General features: G+C 68.0%; 13 protein-coding genes. 8 read left to right on the forward strand and 5 right to left on the reverse strand.

What is annotated here, in order from left to right:
• Positions 1-12 precede the first annotated feature (12 nt).
• Both ACEI37_RS00760 and ACEI37_RS00765 read left to right on the forward strand, forming a co-directional pair.
• Positions 13-1173: a PepSY-associated TM helix domain-containing protein gene (locus ACEI37_RS00760; protein WP_373376865.1), complete on the forward strand. Its 1161-nt coding sequence runs from the start codon at positions 13-15 to the stop codon at positions 1171-1173.
• A complete protein-coding gene (locus ACEI37_RS00765) occupies positions 1170-1364 on the forward strand; it encodes a hypothetical protein (protein ID WP_373376866.1) in 195 nt (64 codons plus the stop codon). The genes ACEI37_RS00760 and ACEI37_RS00765 overlap by 4 nt, the downstream gene beginning before the upstream one ends.
• On the opposite strand, the gene fhuF is transcribed toward ACEI37_RS00765, so the two are convergent.
• Positions 1306-2097 (reverse strand): siderophore-iron reductase FhuF, encoded by a 792-nt coding sequence (fhuF, locus tag ACEI37_RS00770; protein WP_373376867.1) that lies wholly within the window; start codon positions 2095-2097, stop codon positions 1306-1308. The two genes, ACEI37_RS00765 and fhuF, sit on opposite strands and share 59 nt — an antisense overlap.
• 284 nt (positions 2098-2381) lie before the next feature.
• On the opposite strand from fhuF, the gene ACEI37_RS00775 reads away from it, so the two are divergent.
• From ACEI37_RS00775 to ACEI37_RS00790, 4 genes are read left to right on the forward strand one after another with little or no spacing between them, the layout of a single operon-like run.
• Entirely contained in the window at positions 2382-4022 is a 1641-nt protein-coding gene (locus ACEI37_RS00775; protein WP_373376868.1) for a cyclic peptide export ABC transporter, read from the forward strand.
• Positions 4023-4048: 26 nt separating this feature from the next.
• Positions 4049-5074 carry an alpha/beta hydrolase gene (locus ACEI37_RS00780; RefSeq protein ID WP_373376869.1) on the forward strand — a complete coding sequence of 342 codons (1026 nt, stop codon included), beginning with the start codon at positions 4049-4051 and terminating at the stop codon, positions 5072-5074.
• Positions 5075-5134: 60 nt separating this feature from the next.
• Complete coding sequence (locus tag ACEI37_RS00785) at positions 5135-6217, forward strand: GNAT family N-acetyltransferase (protein WP_373376870.1); 1083 nt, start codon at positions 5135-5137, stop codon at positions 6215-6217.
• Positions 6214-7572: a lysine N(6)-hydroxylase/L-ornithine N(5)-oxygenase family protein gene (locus ACEI37_RS00790; protein ID WP_373376871.1), complete on the forward strand. Its 1359-nt coding sequence runs from the start codon at positions 6214-6216 to the stop codon at positions 7570-7572. The genes ACEI37_RS00785 and ACEI37_RS00790 overlap by 4 nt, the downstream gene beginning before the upstream one ends.
• On the opposite strand, the gene ACEI37_RS00795 is transcribed toward ACEI37_RS00790, so the two are convergent.
• Positions 7536-8294 carry a 4'-phosphopantetheinyl transferase superfamily protein gene (locus ACEI37_RS00795; protein ID WP_373376872.1) on the reverse strand — a complete coding sequence of 253 codons (759 nt, stop codon included), beginning with the start codon at positions 8292-8294 and terminating at the stop codon, positions 7536-7538. The genes ACEI37_RS00790 and ACEI37_RS00795 overlap by 37 nt on opposite strands.
• A gap of 248 nt (positions 8295-8542) precedes the next feature.
• On the opposite strand from ACEI37_RS00795, the gene ACEI37_RS00800 reads away from it, so the two are divergent.
• Positions 8543-9094: an RNA polymerase factor sigma-70 gene (locus ACEI37_RS00800; protein WP_373376873.1), complete on the forward strand. Its 552-nt coding sequence runs from the start codon at positions 8543-8545 to the stop codon at positions 9092-9094.
• Positions 9095-9116: 22 nt separating this feature from the next.
• Here ACEI37_RS00800 and ACEI37_RS00805 read toward each other — a convergent pair whose 3' ends face one another.
• The 3 genes from ACEI37_RS00805 to oxlT all read right to left on the reverse strand — a co-directional run bounded on the left by ACEI37_RS00805 (position 9117) and on the right by oxlT (position 12249).
• Entirely contained in the window at positions 9117-9863 is a 747-nt protein-coding gene (locus tag ACEI37_RS00805) for a dienelactone hydrolase family protein (RefSeq protein WP_373376874.1), read from the reverse strand.
• Positions 9864-9940: 77 nt separating this feature from the next.
• Positions 9941-10753, reverse strand: a complete 813-nt coding sequence (locus ACEI37_RS00810; protein ID WP_373376875.1) for a helix-turn-helix domain-containing protein — start codon at positions 10751-10753, stop codon at positions 9941-9943.
• Between the two features lie 173 nt (positions 10754-10926).
• Complete coding sequence (gene oxlT / locus ACEI37_RS00815; RefSeq protein WP_373376876.1) at positions 10927-12249, reverse strand: oxalate/formate MFS antiporter; 1323 nt, start codon at positions 12247-12249, stop codon at positions 10927-10929.
• Positions 12250-13294: 1045 nt separating this feature from the next.
• Between oxlT and ACEI37_RS00820 the strand changes: the two genes are divergently transcribed.
• Positions 13295-14818, forward strand: coding sequence for a Fic family protein (locus ACEI37_RS00820; protein ID WP_373376877.1), 1524 nt, complete (start codon positions 13295-13297; stop codon positions 14816-14818).

The raw sequence follows: 14818 nt of genomic DNA on the forward strand, positions 1-14818 counted from the left end.
GAGCCCCATAACATGAAAGCCCCCACGCTGCGCATCTGGTACGCGATCCACCGCTGGACCAGCCTGCTCTGCACCCTGAACCTGCTGGTGCTGTGCGTTACCGGCCTGCTGCTGATCTTCCACGAAGACATCGATGCGCTGGCGGGCCAGGAACACCACGGCCTGGTCTCCGCCGAACGCACCCGGCCCGTGCCGGCGCAGCGCCCGCCGCTGCAGGGCATGGTCGACGCGGCGCGCGCCGCGCATCCGGGCCAGGCGCCCAAGTCGATCGCCTTTGCCGAGGACGACGCCGATGCCGTCGGCGTGCGCGTCGGCCCGCCCGGCGAGCCCAGATTGCGCCACGGCACCACGGTGCCGTTCGATGCCGCCACCGGCGCGCAGCGCAAGCCGGGCCCGGCCGGCGAGACCGTCAGCGGCTTTATCCTCAAGCTGCACCTGAACCTGTTCCTGGGCCTGCCCGGGCAGTTCTTCATCGGCTTTATCGGCGTGCTGTTCGCGCTCAGCCTGATCAGCGGCCTGGTGCTCTACGGGCCCTTCATGCGCAAGCTGGCCTTCGGGCTGGTGCGTTTCGGCAAGCCGGTGCGCGTGGTGCAGGCGGACCTGCACAACCTGTTCGGCATCGTGGTGATGGTGTGGGCGCTGGTGGTCGGGCTGACCGGTACCTTCCTGTCGTTTTCGCCGCTGATCATCGGGCTGTGGCAGAAGACCGAGCTGCAGCACCTGATCGCCACCCTGCCGGGGCCGACGCCGCCCAGGCTGGTGCCGGTCGACCGCGCGCTGGAGGCCGCCCACCAGGCCGTGCCGGGCAAGGATCCGGCCTTCGTGTTCTATCCCGGCACCGAGTTCTCCACCGGCCGCCACTACGGCGTGGTGCTGCGCGGCCATACCGAGCTGCAGAAGCGCGTCTATGCGATCGTGCTGGTCGATGCCGGCGACGGCAGCGTCGCCGCGGTGCGCGGCATGCCGTGGTACCTGCAGGTGCTGCTGCTGTCGGCCCCCTTCCACTTCGGCGACTACGCCGGCAGGCCGCTGCAGATCCTGTGGGCACTGCTGACCGTGATCACGGCGGGAGCCACCGTGACGGGACTGATCTTCTGGCTCAAGCGGCCGCGCCGCAGCCGCGAGGAGACGCGCGCACCGCTGCCGCCGCAACTGTCGGGAGACCAGGCATGAAGCTGATCGACGATACCTGGCCGATGCCGGTGGTGCTGGGCGCGCTGTCGCTGGGCGGCCTGGCGGCCGGCATTTTTGGCGACGGCGCGTGGGATGCGCTGTGCTGGGTCGGCCTGGGCGTGCCGGTGGCGGTCACCGCGGGCTGGCTGTGGCGGCAGTGGCGCGCGCGGGAGCAGTCTCCACGGCGCTGAAACGCGCGCGTGCCCGCGCATCCGCCACCAGCGGGCACGTGCCGCAATACCCTTCGCCCGGCAGGCGGTGGTTCAGGCAGCAGATGCGCCGCACCGCCGTTACGCCGGGCAATCCGGGCTCCGCCTCCGGACGGAAGGCACCGTGGAACGGATTGCCGAACCCGTCGGCGGACACGGCATGGCCGCTCCACGCCAGCACTTCCGCGCGCTGTGCCGCGACAAGCGCGGGATGTGCGGCCAGTTGCCGCGCCACGCCGGCGGCGGCAACGCCACCGGTACACCACAGCAGCCGCGGCGATACACGCGCCGCGGCGGCAAATGCCGCCACCACCTGCGGCAGGTGTCGCCCCAGCAGCGGCGACAGCAATCGCGGCAGCGTCCCTGTGGCCGGCGTACCGTCATCGGGCAGCGCCACGCTGGCCAGACGGCCATCGGCCGCGACTTGCCATCCCAGCGCCGGATGATCGAACGGCAGGCTGCGACGATGCAGCGTTGCGGCCACCAGCGCGCCGGGCAGCACAGCCAGCGTGTAGTCACGGAACCATGCCGCCGCCAGCGCGCGCCGGTCGTCGCACCCCAGCGCCTGTGCCGACTTGACAAGGCAGGTGTCCGCCCAGCCGCGGTCCAGTGCCGCGGCGTTGAGCGACGGCTGCGATGACTGCGCGGCAATGGACAGGCGCTCGCCGAACGGGCGCAGCGGTCCGGCAAAGAATGGCGCAAGCAAGGGAATCATCGGGGTCCTGGTGCGTACGGCCGCGATGTATGCGGGCGTGCTTTACGAATGACGAATGGGCCGGAGGGGAAATTACTGGCGCCGGCGCGGCTGGTTCACTGATGTTGGTTTGATTGGATGGTCTTGCCTGGCGGGCGTGGCTGTTTCGCAGGGCCGGCGCTTCAACGAGGCCAAACGCCTCAATCCGCGCGCACTCGTCTCTCCCGGAATCCGGCGATGAACCTAATTTTCCTGCGCCGCCGCACGTCTTCCGGTCAGTAACGACCCTCCGCCTCCAAGCCCGCATGACGCTATTTTCCTCCCTGCCGCGCACGCTGCGCCTTACCATCGTCCTGGCCGCCGCGGCCAGCCTGGCCGCCGGCCTGTGCGCGGTCGGCATGGTGGCGCTGATCAACCGCGTGCTGGCAACGCAGGGCGCTGAAGCGCCGCGGCTGGCGCTGCCGTTCGCGGCGCTGGCGATTGCGGTGCTGGCGTGCCGCACGCTGGCGTCGACGTTGTTCGTGCGCGTCAGCCAGAGCGCGCTGGCGCGCATCCGCGCGCAAATCTGCGAACGCTTTATCGGCGCGCCCTATCCGCATATCGAGCAGACCGGCAATGCGCGCGTGCAGGCGGCGCTGGCGGACGACAGCACCCATGTCGCCAACGGCCTGTCGGTGATCCCCGTGGTGCTGACCAACGCCATGGTGGTGCTGGGCTGCCTGGGCTACCTGGCCTGGCTGTCGTTACCGACCTTCGCCATTGCCTGCGCGATCCTGGGCGTGGGTTCGTGGATCTATCACCTGAACCACCGCCGCGCGCTGGTGCACCTGAAGCAGGCCGGCGTCGCCCAGGACGCGCTGCACGGCCAGTTCAAGGCGCTGGTGGCGGGCGCGCGCGAGCTCAAGCTCAATCACGACAAGCAGCGCGGCTTCCTGCGCGACAGCCTCGGCACCACGCTCGAAGCAGTGCGCGCGGCGCGCACGCGCGGCCTGTCGATCTTCTTCGTGGCGCTGGGGTTCGGCAGCTTCCTGTTCTTCGCGGTCATCGGCGGCGTGCTGTTCGCGCCGCGCGCGACGCCGCTCGATCCGGCGGTGATGACGGGCTTCACCATCATGTTCCTGTACATCATGTCGCCGCTGGAATCGCTGCTGAACGCGCTGCCGGCGCTGAGCATGGGCCGTGTCGCCTACGCGCGCATCGAGGCGCTCGGCGCCGATGCCGACCCCGAGGCGCCGCCGGGCGCGCCGCCTGCCGCGCCGTTCTCGTCGGTCGCACTCGACGGCGCCAGCCACCGCTACTTCCACGAGGGCGAGAACAGCTTCTTCGCGCTCGGGCCGGTCGACCTGGTGCTGCGTGCCGGCGAGCTCGTGTTCCTGGTGGGCGGCAACGGCAGCGGCAAGACCACGCTGGCCAAGCTGGTCGCGGGGCTGTACCCGCCGCTGTCGGGGCGCCTGCTCCATAACGGCAAGGCGGCCGACCCGGCGCGGCTGGCCGACTACCGTGCGCTGTTCTCGGCGGTGTTCTCGGACTTCCACCTGTTCGACACGCTGCTGGCGCACGATCCTCAGGACGAAGCGCTGGCCAACCGTCTGATCGAGCGCTTCCAGCTCGGCCACAAGGTCAGCGTGCGCGCGGGGCGCTTCACCACGCGGGCGCTGTCGCAGGGCCAGCGCAAGCGGCTGGCGCTGATCGTCGCCTGCCTGGAGCGCCGGCCGGTGCTGATCCTCGACGAATGGGCCGCCGACCAGGACCCGCTGTTCAAGGACATCTTCTATCGCGAGGTGCTGCCGGAACTGCGCGCGCAGGGCAAGGCGGTGCTGGTGATCTCGCACGACGACCGCTACTTCGGCCTGGCCGACCGCGTGGTCCGGATCGAAAACGGGCAGCTTGCCGGCGACACCGCGCGGCCCGCCGCCACGCCGGTGCCGGAAGCTTCCGCCGCCTGATCCCTTTTTCCCCATCCGCATCGATCATGGCACTGCATCCCGATCTCGAAGCGCTGCTCGACATGGTGGAAATCGCCACCGCGACCGGCAAGCGCCCGGTCATCCACCAGCTCACGCCGCAGCAGGCGCGGCGCGAATTCGACGCCGCCTCGGCCGCGCTGGACCTGCCGCCCGAGCCGCTGGCGCGGGTCGAAGCCGTGCTGGTCCCGACCCGCGACGGCCAGCGGGTCGATGCCCGCCTCTATGCGCCGCGTGCGCAGGGCGACGGGCCGCCGCTGCCGGTGCTGCTGCATTTCCACAGCGGCGGCTTTACCGTGGGCAGCCTGGACTCGCATGCCGCGCTGTGCAGTGCGCTGGCGTCGCGCACGCCCTGCGCCGTGCTGTCGGTGGCATACCGGCTGGCGCCGGAACACCGCTTCCCCACCGCGGCCCACGACGCCATCGACGCGCTGGCATGGCTGGGCGCGCACGCCGCCACGCTGGGGCTGGATCCGGAGCGGATTGCCGTGGGCGGCGACAGCGCCGGCGGTACGCTCGGCGCGGTGCTGGCGCTGGCCGCGCGCGAAGACTCCGCGCTGCCGCAGCCGTGCCTGCAGGTGCTCTGCTACGCGGGACTGGGCGGGCGTACCGACACCGAGTCGCACCGGCGCTACGGCCAGGGCTACCTGCTGGATACGGAGACCATCGAGTGGTTCTACCGCCAGTACCTGCGCGACGCCGGCGACCGTGGCGACTGGCGCTTCGCGCCGCTGCTGGCGCCCGATCATCGCGGCGTGGCGCCGGCGCTGCTGGTGCTGGCCGAGTGCGATCCGCTGCGCGACGAGGGGCATGCCTATGCGCGCAAGCTGGCCGATGCCGGGGTGCCGGTGACGGTGCGCGAGTATGCGGGCATGGTCCACGAGTTCCTGCGCATGGGCAATATCGTTGCCGATGCCGCGCAGGCGCACGAGGACATCGCCGAGGCGCTGGCGCAGGCATTTGCCTCTGTGCCGGGCCGCGTGCAGCCGCTCGCGGCGAACCTAAATTCGACGGCCGCTGCCTCGTCTCGATAGGCAAGACGGGCAGCGCCTGGCGCGTGCCCGCAACCATCGCCTCGCCTGCACAGGACTTCGATGCCGACTACGCTCTCTCCCTTCCCTCGCCACGTTTCCTTCGCCGCCGACCCCGCGCTGCGCTGCGAAAGCCGCTTCGACGGCGCGCAGCTCACCGTCACGCAAGCCGCCGCCGCGCCCGTGCGCTTTGCGCTCGATGGCGACGCGTTGCGGCTGCTCGATACCGGGGCCGATGCCGCCGCGCTGGCGCACGCCGCGATGGCGGCACTGGACGCCGCGTTCGCGCACGGCGCGCCGCGCACGCTGCGCGTCCAGCTCGAGTCCCGCGACGCCGAGCGACGGCTGCATGCGCTCGGCGTGCTGGCGCGCGATGCGCCCGGCGCGCGCGCCAGCGTGGCCCATGCCGGGCAGCTGTGGCAACGCCCCGAGCTTTACCTTGCACCGTCGGCCGGGCCGTATCCGCTGCGCTTTACGCTGACCGACGGCAAGCGCCATCCGCAGCGCGCGCCCAAGCCGCACGGTGTGGTCTATGCGCGCCATATCCCGTGGCTGGACCGGACGCTGACGCTGCGCGCGGCCGAACTCGAGCGCGACCTGCCCTGGCTGCACCGCTGGATGAACGACCCCGACGTGGCGCATTTCTGGAACGAGGCAGGCGACGAGGCGAAACATCGCGTCTACCTGCAGGGGCTGCTCGACGACCCCCACATGCTGCCGCTGATCGCCGCCTTCGACGACGTGCCGTTCGGCTACTTCGAGGTGTACTGGGCCAAGGAGAACCGCATCGCGCCGTTCTACGACGCGCACGACCACGACCGTGGCTGGCATGTGCTGATCGGCGAGCCGGCGTTCCGCGGCAAGGCCTTCCTGACCGCGTGGTTCCCAGCGATCCAGCACTACCAGTTCCTCGACGATCCGCGCACCCAGCGCATCGTGGGCGAGCCGCGCGCCGACCATGTGCGCCAGATCGCCAACCTCGACAAGGCCGGTTTTTCCAAGGTCAAGGAGTTCGACTTCCCGCACAAGCGCGCCATGCTGGTGATGCTGCTGCGCGAGCGCTTCTTTGGCGAACACCTGCTGCTTCCCTCCCTGGCCCCCTCCCCGGCCTCTCCTTCGACTGCTCAGCAAGGACCGAACCCATGACGCTACGCGAGATTTCCCCGGCCGCCCACGACCTGGTCGGCATCGGCTTCGGGCCGTCCAACCTGGCCCTGGCGATCGCGCTGCAGGAGCAGGCCGCGGCCGGCCGCCCGCTCGACGCTCACTTCATCGAGAAGCAGCAGGACTACCAGTGGCACGGCAATACCCTGGTGGCGCAGAGCGAGATGCAGATCTCGTTCCTCAAAGACCTGGTGTCGATGCGCAACCCGACCAGCCCCTACAGCTTTATCAACTACCTGCACCGCCACGGGCGCCTGGTCGATTTCATCAACCTGCGCACCTTCTACCCCAGCCGCATGGAGTACAACGACTACCTGCGCTGGGCCGCCAGCCACTTTGCCGCGCAATGCAGCCACGGCGAGGAAGTGGCGCGGATCGAGCCGGAAGCCCAGGGCGGGCGCATCGGGCGCGTGCGGGTGGTGTCGGTCGATGCGCAGGGCCGCGAGCGCACGCGGCTGGCGCGTGCCATCGTGTTGTCGACCGGCGGCACGCCGCGCATTCCGGAGGCATTTGCCGGCCTGCGCGGCGATCCGCGCGTGACCCACCACAGCGGCTACCTGAGCTGGATCGGCACGCAGCCATGCGCCAGCGGCAAGCCGATGCGCATCGCCGTGATCGGCGCCGGCCAGAGCGCCGCCGAGGCCTTTATCGACCTGCACGACAACTATCCTTCGGTGAAGGTAGACTGGATCATCCGCGGCGCGGCGCTGAAGCCGGCCGACGACAGCCCCTTCGTCAACGAGATCTTCGCCCCGGCCTACACCGATGTGGTGTTCGAGCAGGCGCAGGCGGGCCGCGACCGCCTGATCGACGAATACCTGAACACCAACTACTCGGTCATCGACGCCAACCTGATCGACCAGATCTACGCGATGCTGTACCGGCAGAAGGTGAGCGGGCAGTTCCGCGTCAACCTGCTGACCTGCAAGGCGGTGCAAAGCGCGCAATGCAGCGCCGGCGGCATCGAGCTGGCCATCGGCGCCACTGCGCCGGGCGCGCCGGCAAACACCGACACGCGCCGCTACGATGCGGTGGTGCTTGCCACCGGCTACGAGCGCGAAAGCCATCGCCGGCTGCTGGCGCCGCTGGCGCGCTACCTGGGCGATTTCAGCGTCGACCGCAACTACCGCGTGCAGGCCGCGCCGGAACTGGCGGTGCCGGTGTACCTGCAGGGTTTCTGCCAGAGCAGCCACGGCCTCAGCGACACGCTGCTGTCGGTGCTGCCCGCGCGCGCCGAGGAAATCGCCGGCGACATCCACGACTCGCTCGCCGGCGAACGCCGCTGGATCGCGCAGCCCTCTCAGGCCGGCGGCACCCAGGCGATCGCCGCCGCGTAACCGTCCGGCGCGGCAAGCCGGTACAACCGCATCCGCGCCAGCGCCGCCGCATGCCCGGCGAGCTGGCCAGCTAGCTGGCCGGATTCAGGCACCACGGCGAGGCGGCCCGCGCCGCCCTGCCCGTCCGCCACCACCGACACATGCTGCAGGTGGTCGGCGATCCCCAGGCCCAGCGCCTTCAGCAGCGCCTCCTTAGCCGTCCATAGCAGGAAGAACGCGCGCGGCCAGGCGTCGGCCGGCAGCGGCGCCAGCCATGCGCGCTCGCGCGGCGTCAGGCAATGCGCGGCCAGCTCGCGCATTGCCGCCAGACTCAGGGCCGGGTCGATGCGCTCGATATCCACGCCGACCTCCCCGCCTGCCTCCGCCAGCGCGATCCACGCGTAGTCCCCCGCATGCGCGACGTTGAATGGCGGTGCCGCGATGCCGTCGAGATATGGCTTGCCATGGCTGCCCAAGCGGAAACGTAGCGTCGACGGCAAGCAATCCAGCCGCCGCGCCAACACGGTACGCAAGGCCATGCGCGCGCCAGTGAAGCGCCGGCGGTCAGCGGCTTGCCGCAGCGTGGCGCAGTGCGCCTGCTCGTCAGGGACAAGGCAGCTGGCAACCGCAATCGCCGCCGCATGCACCGGATCGGCCAGATCCACCTGCCACAGCGACAGCTGCGGCACCGGCGCCGGGAGGCGGCGCGGAAATTCGGCATGGGGAAGGTTTCGACAGTCCATCCAGGTCATGACGAATGGCGGCGACGCAAATTCAGGGAGGCTCCGACGGACTGGGAAACGGCCTAGCGCTAACTGCGCTTGCCCCTAGACGAAACATCTGCCGAGAAATTTAATTTCTCTCATATGCCGAAATTGCGCCATTAATTTCAATCTTGCTAACACCTGCGTTACGTTTTACTTTATTGCGAATCATTCGCATTCGTATTAACGTACAACTCCGCACTGCAGCAAACCCCAGGAGCCGCCCCATGCTTTCCCTGACCGACCCAGGCCTACACGCCGCTCCCCTCCTGGCAGGCGATTCCCTGCTCGGACTATTCGTAGCCAACCGGCGCGCGCTGGTGGGGGCCGCGGCGCGCATCGTGGGTACCCGCGACCAGGCCGAGGACGTGGTGCAGGACGCCTTCCTGCGCCTGCGCGGCATGGGCGACGAGCCGTCGATCCGCTGCCGGCTCAGCTACCTGTTCCAGGTGGTGCGCAACCTGGCTATCGATACCTACCGCCGCCAGACGCTCGAGCAGAAATGGATGGCGCCCGAAGACGAAGGCATCAACGCGCCGTCGCCGACCACCACGCCCGACGTCATCGCGATGGACCGCCAGGCGCTGTGCGCGCTGGCCGGCGCGCTGGCGGAACTGCCCGAGCGCACCCAGCGCGCGTTCGAGATGTGCCGGCTGCAGGGCATGACGCAGAAGGAAATCGCCTCGGAGCTGGGGGTCTCGCCGACGCTGGTGAATTTCATGGTGCGCGACGCCTGCATCCATTGCCGCGCCAGGTTGACACGGCAGCAGGCGATCTGAGCGTGCCGCGCCGGTCCTGCCGCTACGCCGCCGCGAACCGCTCCGCGAGGAACGCCGCGCATGCCGCCCACGAGCGCCGGTCGGCCGCGGCATCATGGACGATGCCGCGCTCCGGCAAGTTGGCGCCCTCGAACGTAAACGCATGCCGCGCATGGCCATAGGCGTGCAGCTGCCAGTCGGCGCCGGCCTGCGTCAGCTCGGTGGCGATGGCGAGCACATCCGCGGGCGGCGCCACGGGATCTTCCCAGCCATGCAGCAGCAGCACGCTGGCGTCGACCGGACCTTGCGTGCCGATGCGCGGCGGCTGCAACACGCCGTGGAAGCTGACCGCGGCCACCAGTCCGGGCGCAGCGGCACGCGCCAGGTCGAGCGCGCACAGGCCGCCGAAGCAGTAGCCCACCGCCGCCATCCGCTGCGGGTCCACGCCGGGCAGCCGCCTGGCCGCTTCAAACCCCGCCAGCAACCGCCGCCGCAGCAAGCGGCGGTCGGCCAGCAGCGGGTCCATCAGGTGCGCGTTGTCGCCCTGCTCGTCGCCGCGCACGCCCTTGCCGTACACGTCGGCGGCAAAGCAGGGATAGCCCAGTGCCGCGAAGCGGTCGGCGCAGCGGCGCATCGCCGCGTTCAGGCCGCTCCATTCATGGGCCAGCACCACGCACGGCGTGCGTGACGCGGCCATGCCGGCTGGCCTGGCGAGATAGCCCTCGAAGACCGTGGTGCCATCCGTATAGGTGATAAAGCCGCGCTCCGGCGGCAGGCTTGCAGCGTTCATGGTTCCCTCCGTTCAGGCCGCCAGCATGCAGCCGCTCGGGAACGCTGTATTGAACGTTTGGGACGTGGGTGGCCCACTCACAGGTAGAAGGCCGGCGCGCCGGCCGGGCGCTGCCCGAAGGACAATGCCAGCGGCGACTGGCCATTGCGCGCATACGCGCCCGGCGTCTGCGCCACGCGACGGCGCCATGCGCGGATCTGGTGGGCCTGGTCGCTGTAGCCGTGCAGCGCATCGCCAGCACCGCACTGCACCGCCTGGATGCTGTGCTGCAGGCGCTCCAATTGCATCAGCGGCTTTGGGCCCAGCCCCAACTGCTGCTCGAACCAGCGGTTTAGCTGGCGCCGGCTGACCGCCATCAGGCTGGCGACTTCCTGTACCTGCCGGCCCTGGCGCAACAGCGCATGGGCCGCGCGCATCGATTGCAGCGCAGCCGGCTCCCGCACCGCAGCCAGCCGCCGCAGCAGCCAGGCATCCAGCCGGGCAACGATCCGCGCCGGCGCCCAGGCAGCACTGAGGTCGGCGCTGAGCGCGCGGCTGTCCCGGTCTCCCAGGTACCCCGCGAGGTCCAGCAACTGGTCCCTGCACTCGGGCCCGATGCCGGGAAACAGCCGCGCCAGCCCGGCACCGCTCAGCATCGCCATGACGAAATACGTATCGGACCACGACTGCCAGCGCCGGCTGGCCGACTGGAAGCCCAGCAGCGATACCGTCGGCACGGTAGGGCCGCCCACCATCGCGTTCGGGCGGCCGAAGTTGACCGACAGCACCGCGCCCGGGTATGGACAGGTGGTGATATCGCTGCCGGCGTAGGCGCCTTCCAGGTCCTGCACGAACCAGTAGCCGTCGACATAGGGCGACAGGGATGGGCACGGGGCGAGGACCTGGAACATGACGGAGGGGCGCTGGGGTGGGCACGGGCATACCTTTATCACAGGCGCCCCGCCCCCGTCGCAAAGACCCGGCCCCATGAAAAAAGCGGGCTTCCGAAGAAGCCCGCCCTTTGTTGCTACCTGTGTTGCTACGTAAGCCCTGCAATGATCGGCGTCGCCGCCGTCATCCCCGCTCAGGCCGGTACCTGGGTTCCGGCTGCCGCGGTCTCCTTCGAGAACAGGCTCCGGGCGGTGGCGACGTGGCTCTTCAGCACCGGCCGCAGCACCATGATCGCCAGGAAGGCCGCGGTCAGGTCCATCGCGGCCACCGTGTAGAGCACGGTGGACCAGGTGCCGGTCGCTTCCATCATCAGGTTCCCGACCGGCACGAACAGTGCGCCGATACCCTTGGCGGTGTAGAGCACGCCGTAGATCTTGCCGATGTGCTTGGTGCCGAAGGCATCGCCGGCGAGCGCCGAGAACAGCGAGTAGACCTCGCCCCAGGCCAGAAACACCACCCCGGACAGGATCAGGAACGCGTACGGGTTGCTGCCGAAGTAGCCCAGCGCGATGATGCCCAGCCCTTCCAGCGTGAAGGCGATCACCATGGTCTTTTCGCGGCCGATATTGTCCGAGATCCAGCCGAACAGCGGACGCGAGATCCCGTTCATGATCCGGTCCAGCATCAGCGCCAGCGGCAGCGCGGCCATCACGAAGAAGTGCAGGTCGACCTGGAACTCCTTCACGCCGAGGTCCTTGGCGATCACGCCCAGCTGCGCCACGGCCATCATGCCGCCGGTGACGACCAGCACGAACATGACCAGCATCAGCCAGAACAGCTTGGTGCACAGCGCTTCCTTGAGCGTGTAGTCGCGCGTGGCCTGGGCCAGCTTGGCCGACGCCCGGACTTCATGCGACTTGGGCGAACGCAGGAACCACGCCGCGACGAAGGCGAGCGAACCCTGCAGCAGGCCGAAGAACAGGAAGGTGTGCTGGAAGCCCTGCGACTCGATCATCGCCGCGATCGGCAGGATGGTCGCCGCCGAGCCCGCGCCGTAGCCGCCGGCGGTCAGGCCCACGGCCAGGCCGCGGCGGTCCGGGAACCACTTGAGGGCGTTGTTGATGCAGGTGGCGTAGATCGAGCCCACGCCCAGCCCGCCCACCGCCGCGCCGACGTAGAAGCCCATCAGCGTGGTTGCCTGCGAGTTGATGCACCAGGCCGCGCCGATGAAGACCGCGCCGAACGCCACCATCATGCGTGGCCCGAACTTGTCGATGAAGTAGCCTTCGATCGGTGCCAGCCAGGTCTGGACCAGCACAAAGACGGTAAACGCGACCTGGATGCTGGCGCGGGACCAGCCGTAGGTGTCCTGGATCTCCGGGACGAACAGGGTCCATGCGTACTGGATGTTGGCGGTGGCGATCATGCAGATCACCCCCACGATCAGCTGCATCCAGCGTGTGCCTTCCGGGACCTGGTGATTGACGCCCATCCCCATTGCCGATGGATTACTCATTGCGCGCTCCTTGAATAGATTGGCCATTAACTCGCGACAGGGCGGAGGAATATACGGTCGCGCTGCGCCTCAGCTTAGGGGTGGCTGCTGGCATTTCATGTCTCCTAATGTCATTGGCATTTGTTTGCCTCTTATTACGACGCGACCTGAGGTCTCCGCCCTCACCTCTCTCTCAAACTTTGGAGCGGCGATGGGATACACAGTATGTGATATATCAACGAAGTCAAGCGAAAGCCGGGGCAGGGTTTTCACTGAATTAATGCGGGCCCGGGATGGGACCCTTATATTCACGACAAAACCGCATCAGAAGCTGTATGCAAAACCTGGAAGCGGGACCGAATGGTGGCCCCGATCCCTTTGCTGGCGCGGAAACCCGGCACACGCCGCGGCATCGATGAGTATTTCTCCTGAATCCATCACGGTTACAATGGCGCATTATCATTACAACATTGTCATGATGACAGACGCGTCATGATTACAGAATTGTCATGATTATCCACTGCCGCACACGCAGATTCAGGCTAAATACCTCCGATTAAACCCGTGCCGCGATAAAAAAAATGCCCGCAGGCGAACCTGGCGGGCTGAGGCATGGTGCGTGACATCGGCCGCAACATGTAGTTGCAGTTATAGGCGATAAATGCGGCCGGTCAAATAGCGGAAATAGGTTTTACGCCGATTAATTGGCAAACTCAGAGAAAACCCTGAGCCGGTCTTCCCTCCATGCCGTCGATTATGCGGCAATGTACCTCGATTATGACAAGGCTGTCATTTTCGACCGACATTTAAAAACCCTGGCTGTTGGGGGCGCTGGCTGACTCATGTAGACGAAAGCGTCATCGCCGGCGTCTGGAATAGATAAAACAGCAAGCGCAGTAGAGCGCCTCGTAAAGCCGGCCCGTCGGCTGGCTGACTTGCCCCGCTGCGCGCCAGTCTCATAGATGAAATTGATGAAAACTCAGCGAGAAGTAGATGTTTTGGTAAGCCCGGTAGAAGCTATGGTAAGCTCCGCGGGCAATCTGCCCTACGTTTCACCGACCTCCGCATGGCTCATGCACCACTAGGCTACGACGCCCTGATCCGCCAGTTCGGCCTGCGCGTGCCGCCGTTGCGCTGCACCTCGGCGCTTGGCGACAAGACCGGCGTGCTCAGCACGCACACCGGGCCGGACGGCACCACGCGCACGGTCTATCCCCGCAACCGCTATCGGGGCGGCGACACCACGGTGGACCACCTTACCTTTGCGCTGAAGAAGGAACAGCTGGACCTGACCGTGCTGGCGGCGCTGTTCGAACAGCCGCAGGCGGTGCAGGACGTGCGCGCATGGCTGGCCGCCACGCCCACCTCGCGCTATGCCCGGCTGAGCGCCTTCTACGCCAAATGGCTGGCCGGGGCGCAGTTCGACTACAAGCTGCCGGCCGGCGCACCGCGGGTGCTGGCGCTGGATGAGGCGGAATACGTGACCGGCCCGTCGACACCCGACGTGCAGTTCGGCATCCAGAACAATCACCTCGGCCCGCCGGCATTCTGCCCGGTAGTGCGCCGCACCGAGAAGCTGGCGCGCTGGATCGCCGCCGACCTGCCCGGCCGTGTGGGCAGTGCCATCCGGCGCCTGGAGCCCGAGTTGCTGGCGCGCGCGGTGGATTATCTTTACCTCGCCGAGACCCGCTCGACCTATTCGATCGAGCACGAGATTCCCGATAACCAGCGCGTCGCCAAGTTCCGGCGGCTGCTGGAATATGCCGGCCAGCACGTGCCGCTGACCGAATCCCAGCTGTGCGAATGGCAGAACGAGATCATCTCCGGCCTGCGCGCCGAATACAGCTTCCGCGACCAGCAGAACTGGCTGTCGCGCGGCGGGCGGCTGCGCAATATCGCGGACTATATTCCGCCGCCGCCCGCGCAGCTGGGCGCGATGATGGACGGCATTGCCGCGGTCGCGGCGCTGGTCGAATCCCATGCGGCAAACCCGATCGTGGTGGCGGCGTGCGTGTCGTTCGGCTTTGTCTTTGCGCACCCGTTCTATGACGGCAACGGCCGCCTGCATCGTTTCCTGATCCACCATCTGCTGCGCCAGGCCGGCGTCACGCCCGAGGGCGTGGTGCTGCCGGTGTCGGCGCGCATGCTCAAGCAGCTCGACGTCTACGCCGGCCTGCTGAAGGCCTATTCCGCGCCGCGTACCGCGCTGCTCAATTACGCACTGGATGCGGACAGCGACACCATCCTGATCAAGTCGCCGCAGCCCCGGTGGCTCTATGCCTCGTTCGACGCCACCGCGCTGTGCGAATTCGTGTTCGAGTGCATCGAGCAATGCGTCGAGCAGGACCTGGCGCAGGAAATCCAGTACCTGCGCGCGTACGACGCCAGCGTGAGCCGGCTCGAAAGCTGGCTCGACCTGCGCCAGTCGCGGCTGTCGAACCTGATCGACCTGATCGTGCAGAACCACGGCGAGCTGTCGCGGCGCAAGCGCAAGCTGTTCGAGGACATCACCGACGACGAGCTCGTCCGCATCGAAACGGTGGTGCGCGACGAGTTCGCCGACTACCTGGAGCGCCACGCCAGCAACTGA

Source organism: Cupriavidus nantongensis, from assembly GCF_041726985.1.
Lineage (GTDB): Bacteria > Pseudomonadota > Gammaproteobacteria > Burkholderiales > Burkholderiaceae > Cupriavidus > Cupriavidus nantongensis_A.

Coding starts and splice junctions, on each gene's coding strand:
- ACEI37_RS00760 (WP_373376865.1), top strand. CDS start 13: ATGAAAGCCCCCACGCTGCGCATCTGGTACGCGATCCACCGCTGGACC.
- ACEI37_RS00765 (WP_373376866.1), top strand. CDS start 1,170: ATGAAGCTGATCGACGATACCTGGCCGATGCCGGTGGTGCTGGGCGCG.
- fhuF (WP_373376867.1), bottom strand. CDS start 2,097: ATGATTCCCTTGCTTGCGCCATTCTTTGCCGGACCGCTGCGCCCGTTC.
- ACEI37_RS00775 (WP_373376868.1), top strand. CDS start 2,382: ATGACGCTATTTTCCTCCCTGCCGCGCACGCTGCGCCTTACCATCGTC.
- ACEI37_RS00780 (WP_373376869.1), top strand. CDS start 4,049: ATGGCACTGCATCCCGATCTCGAAGCGCTGCTCGACATGGTGGAAATC.
- ACEI37_RS00785 (WP_373376870.1), top strand. CDS start 5,135: ATGCCGACTACGCTCTCTCCCTTCCCTCGCCACGTTTCCTTCGCCGCC.
- ACEI37_RS00790 (WP_373376871.1), top strand. CDS start 6,214: ATGACGCTACGCGAGATTTCCCCGGCCGCCCACGACCTGGTCGGCATC.
- ACEI37_RS00795 (WP_373376872.1), bottom strand. CDS start 8,294: ATGGACTGTCGAAACCTTCCCCATGCCGAATTTCCGCGCCGCCTCCCG.
- ACEI37_RS00800 (WP_373376873.1), top strand. CDS start 8,543: ATGCTTTCCCTGACCGACCCAGGCCTACACGCCGCTCCCCTCCTGGCA.
- ACEI37_RS00805 (WP_373376874.1), bottom strand. CDS start 9,863: ATGAACGCTGCAAGCCTGCCGCCGGAGCGCGGCTTTATCACCTATACG.
- ACEI37_RS00810 (WP_373376875.1), bottom strand. CDS start 10,753: ATGTTCCAGGTCCTCGCCCCGTGCCCATCCCTGTCGCCCTATGTCGAC.
- oxlT (WP_373376876.1), bottom strand. CDS start 12,249: ATGAGTAATCCATCGGCAATGGGGATGGGCGTCAATCACCAGGTCCCG.
- ACEI37_RS00820 (WP_373376877.1), top strand. CDS start 13,295: ATGGCTCATGCACCACTAGGCTACGACGCCCTGATCCGCCAGTTCGGC.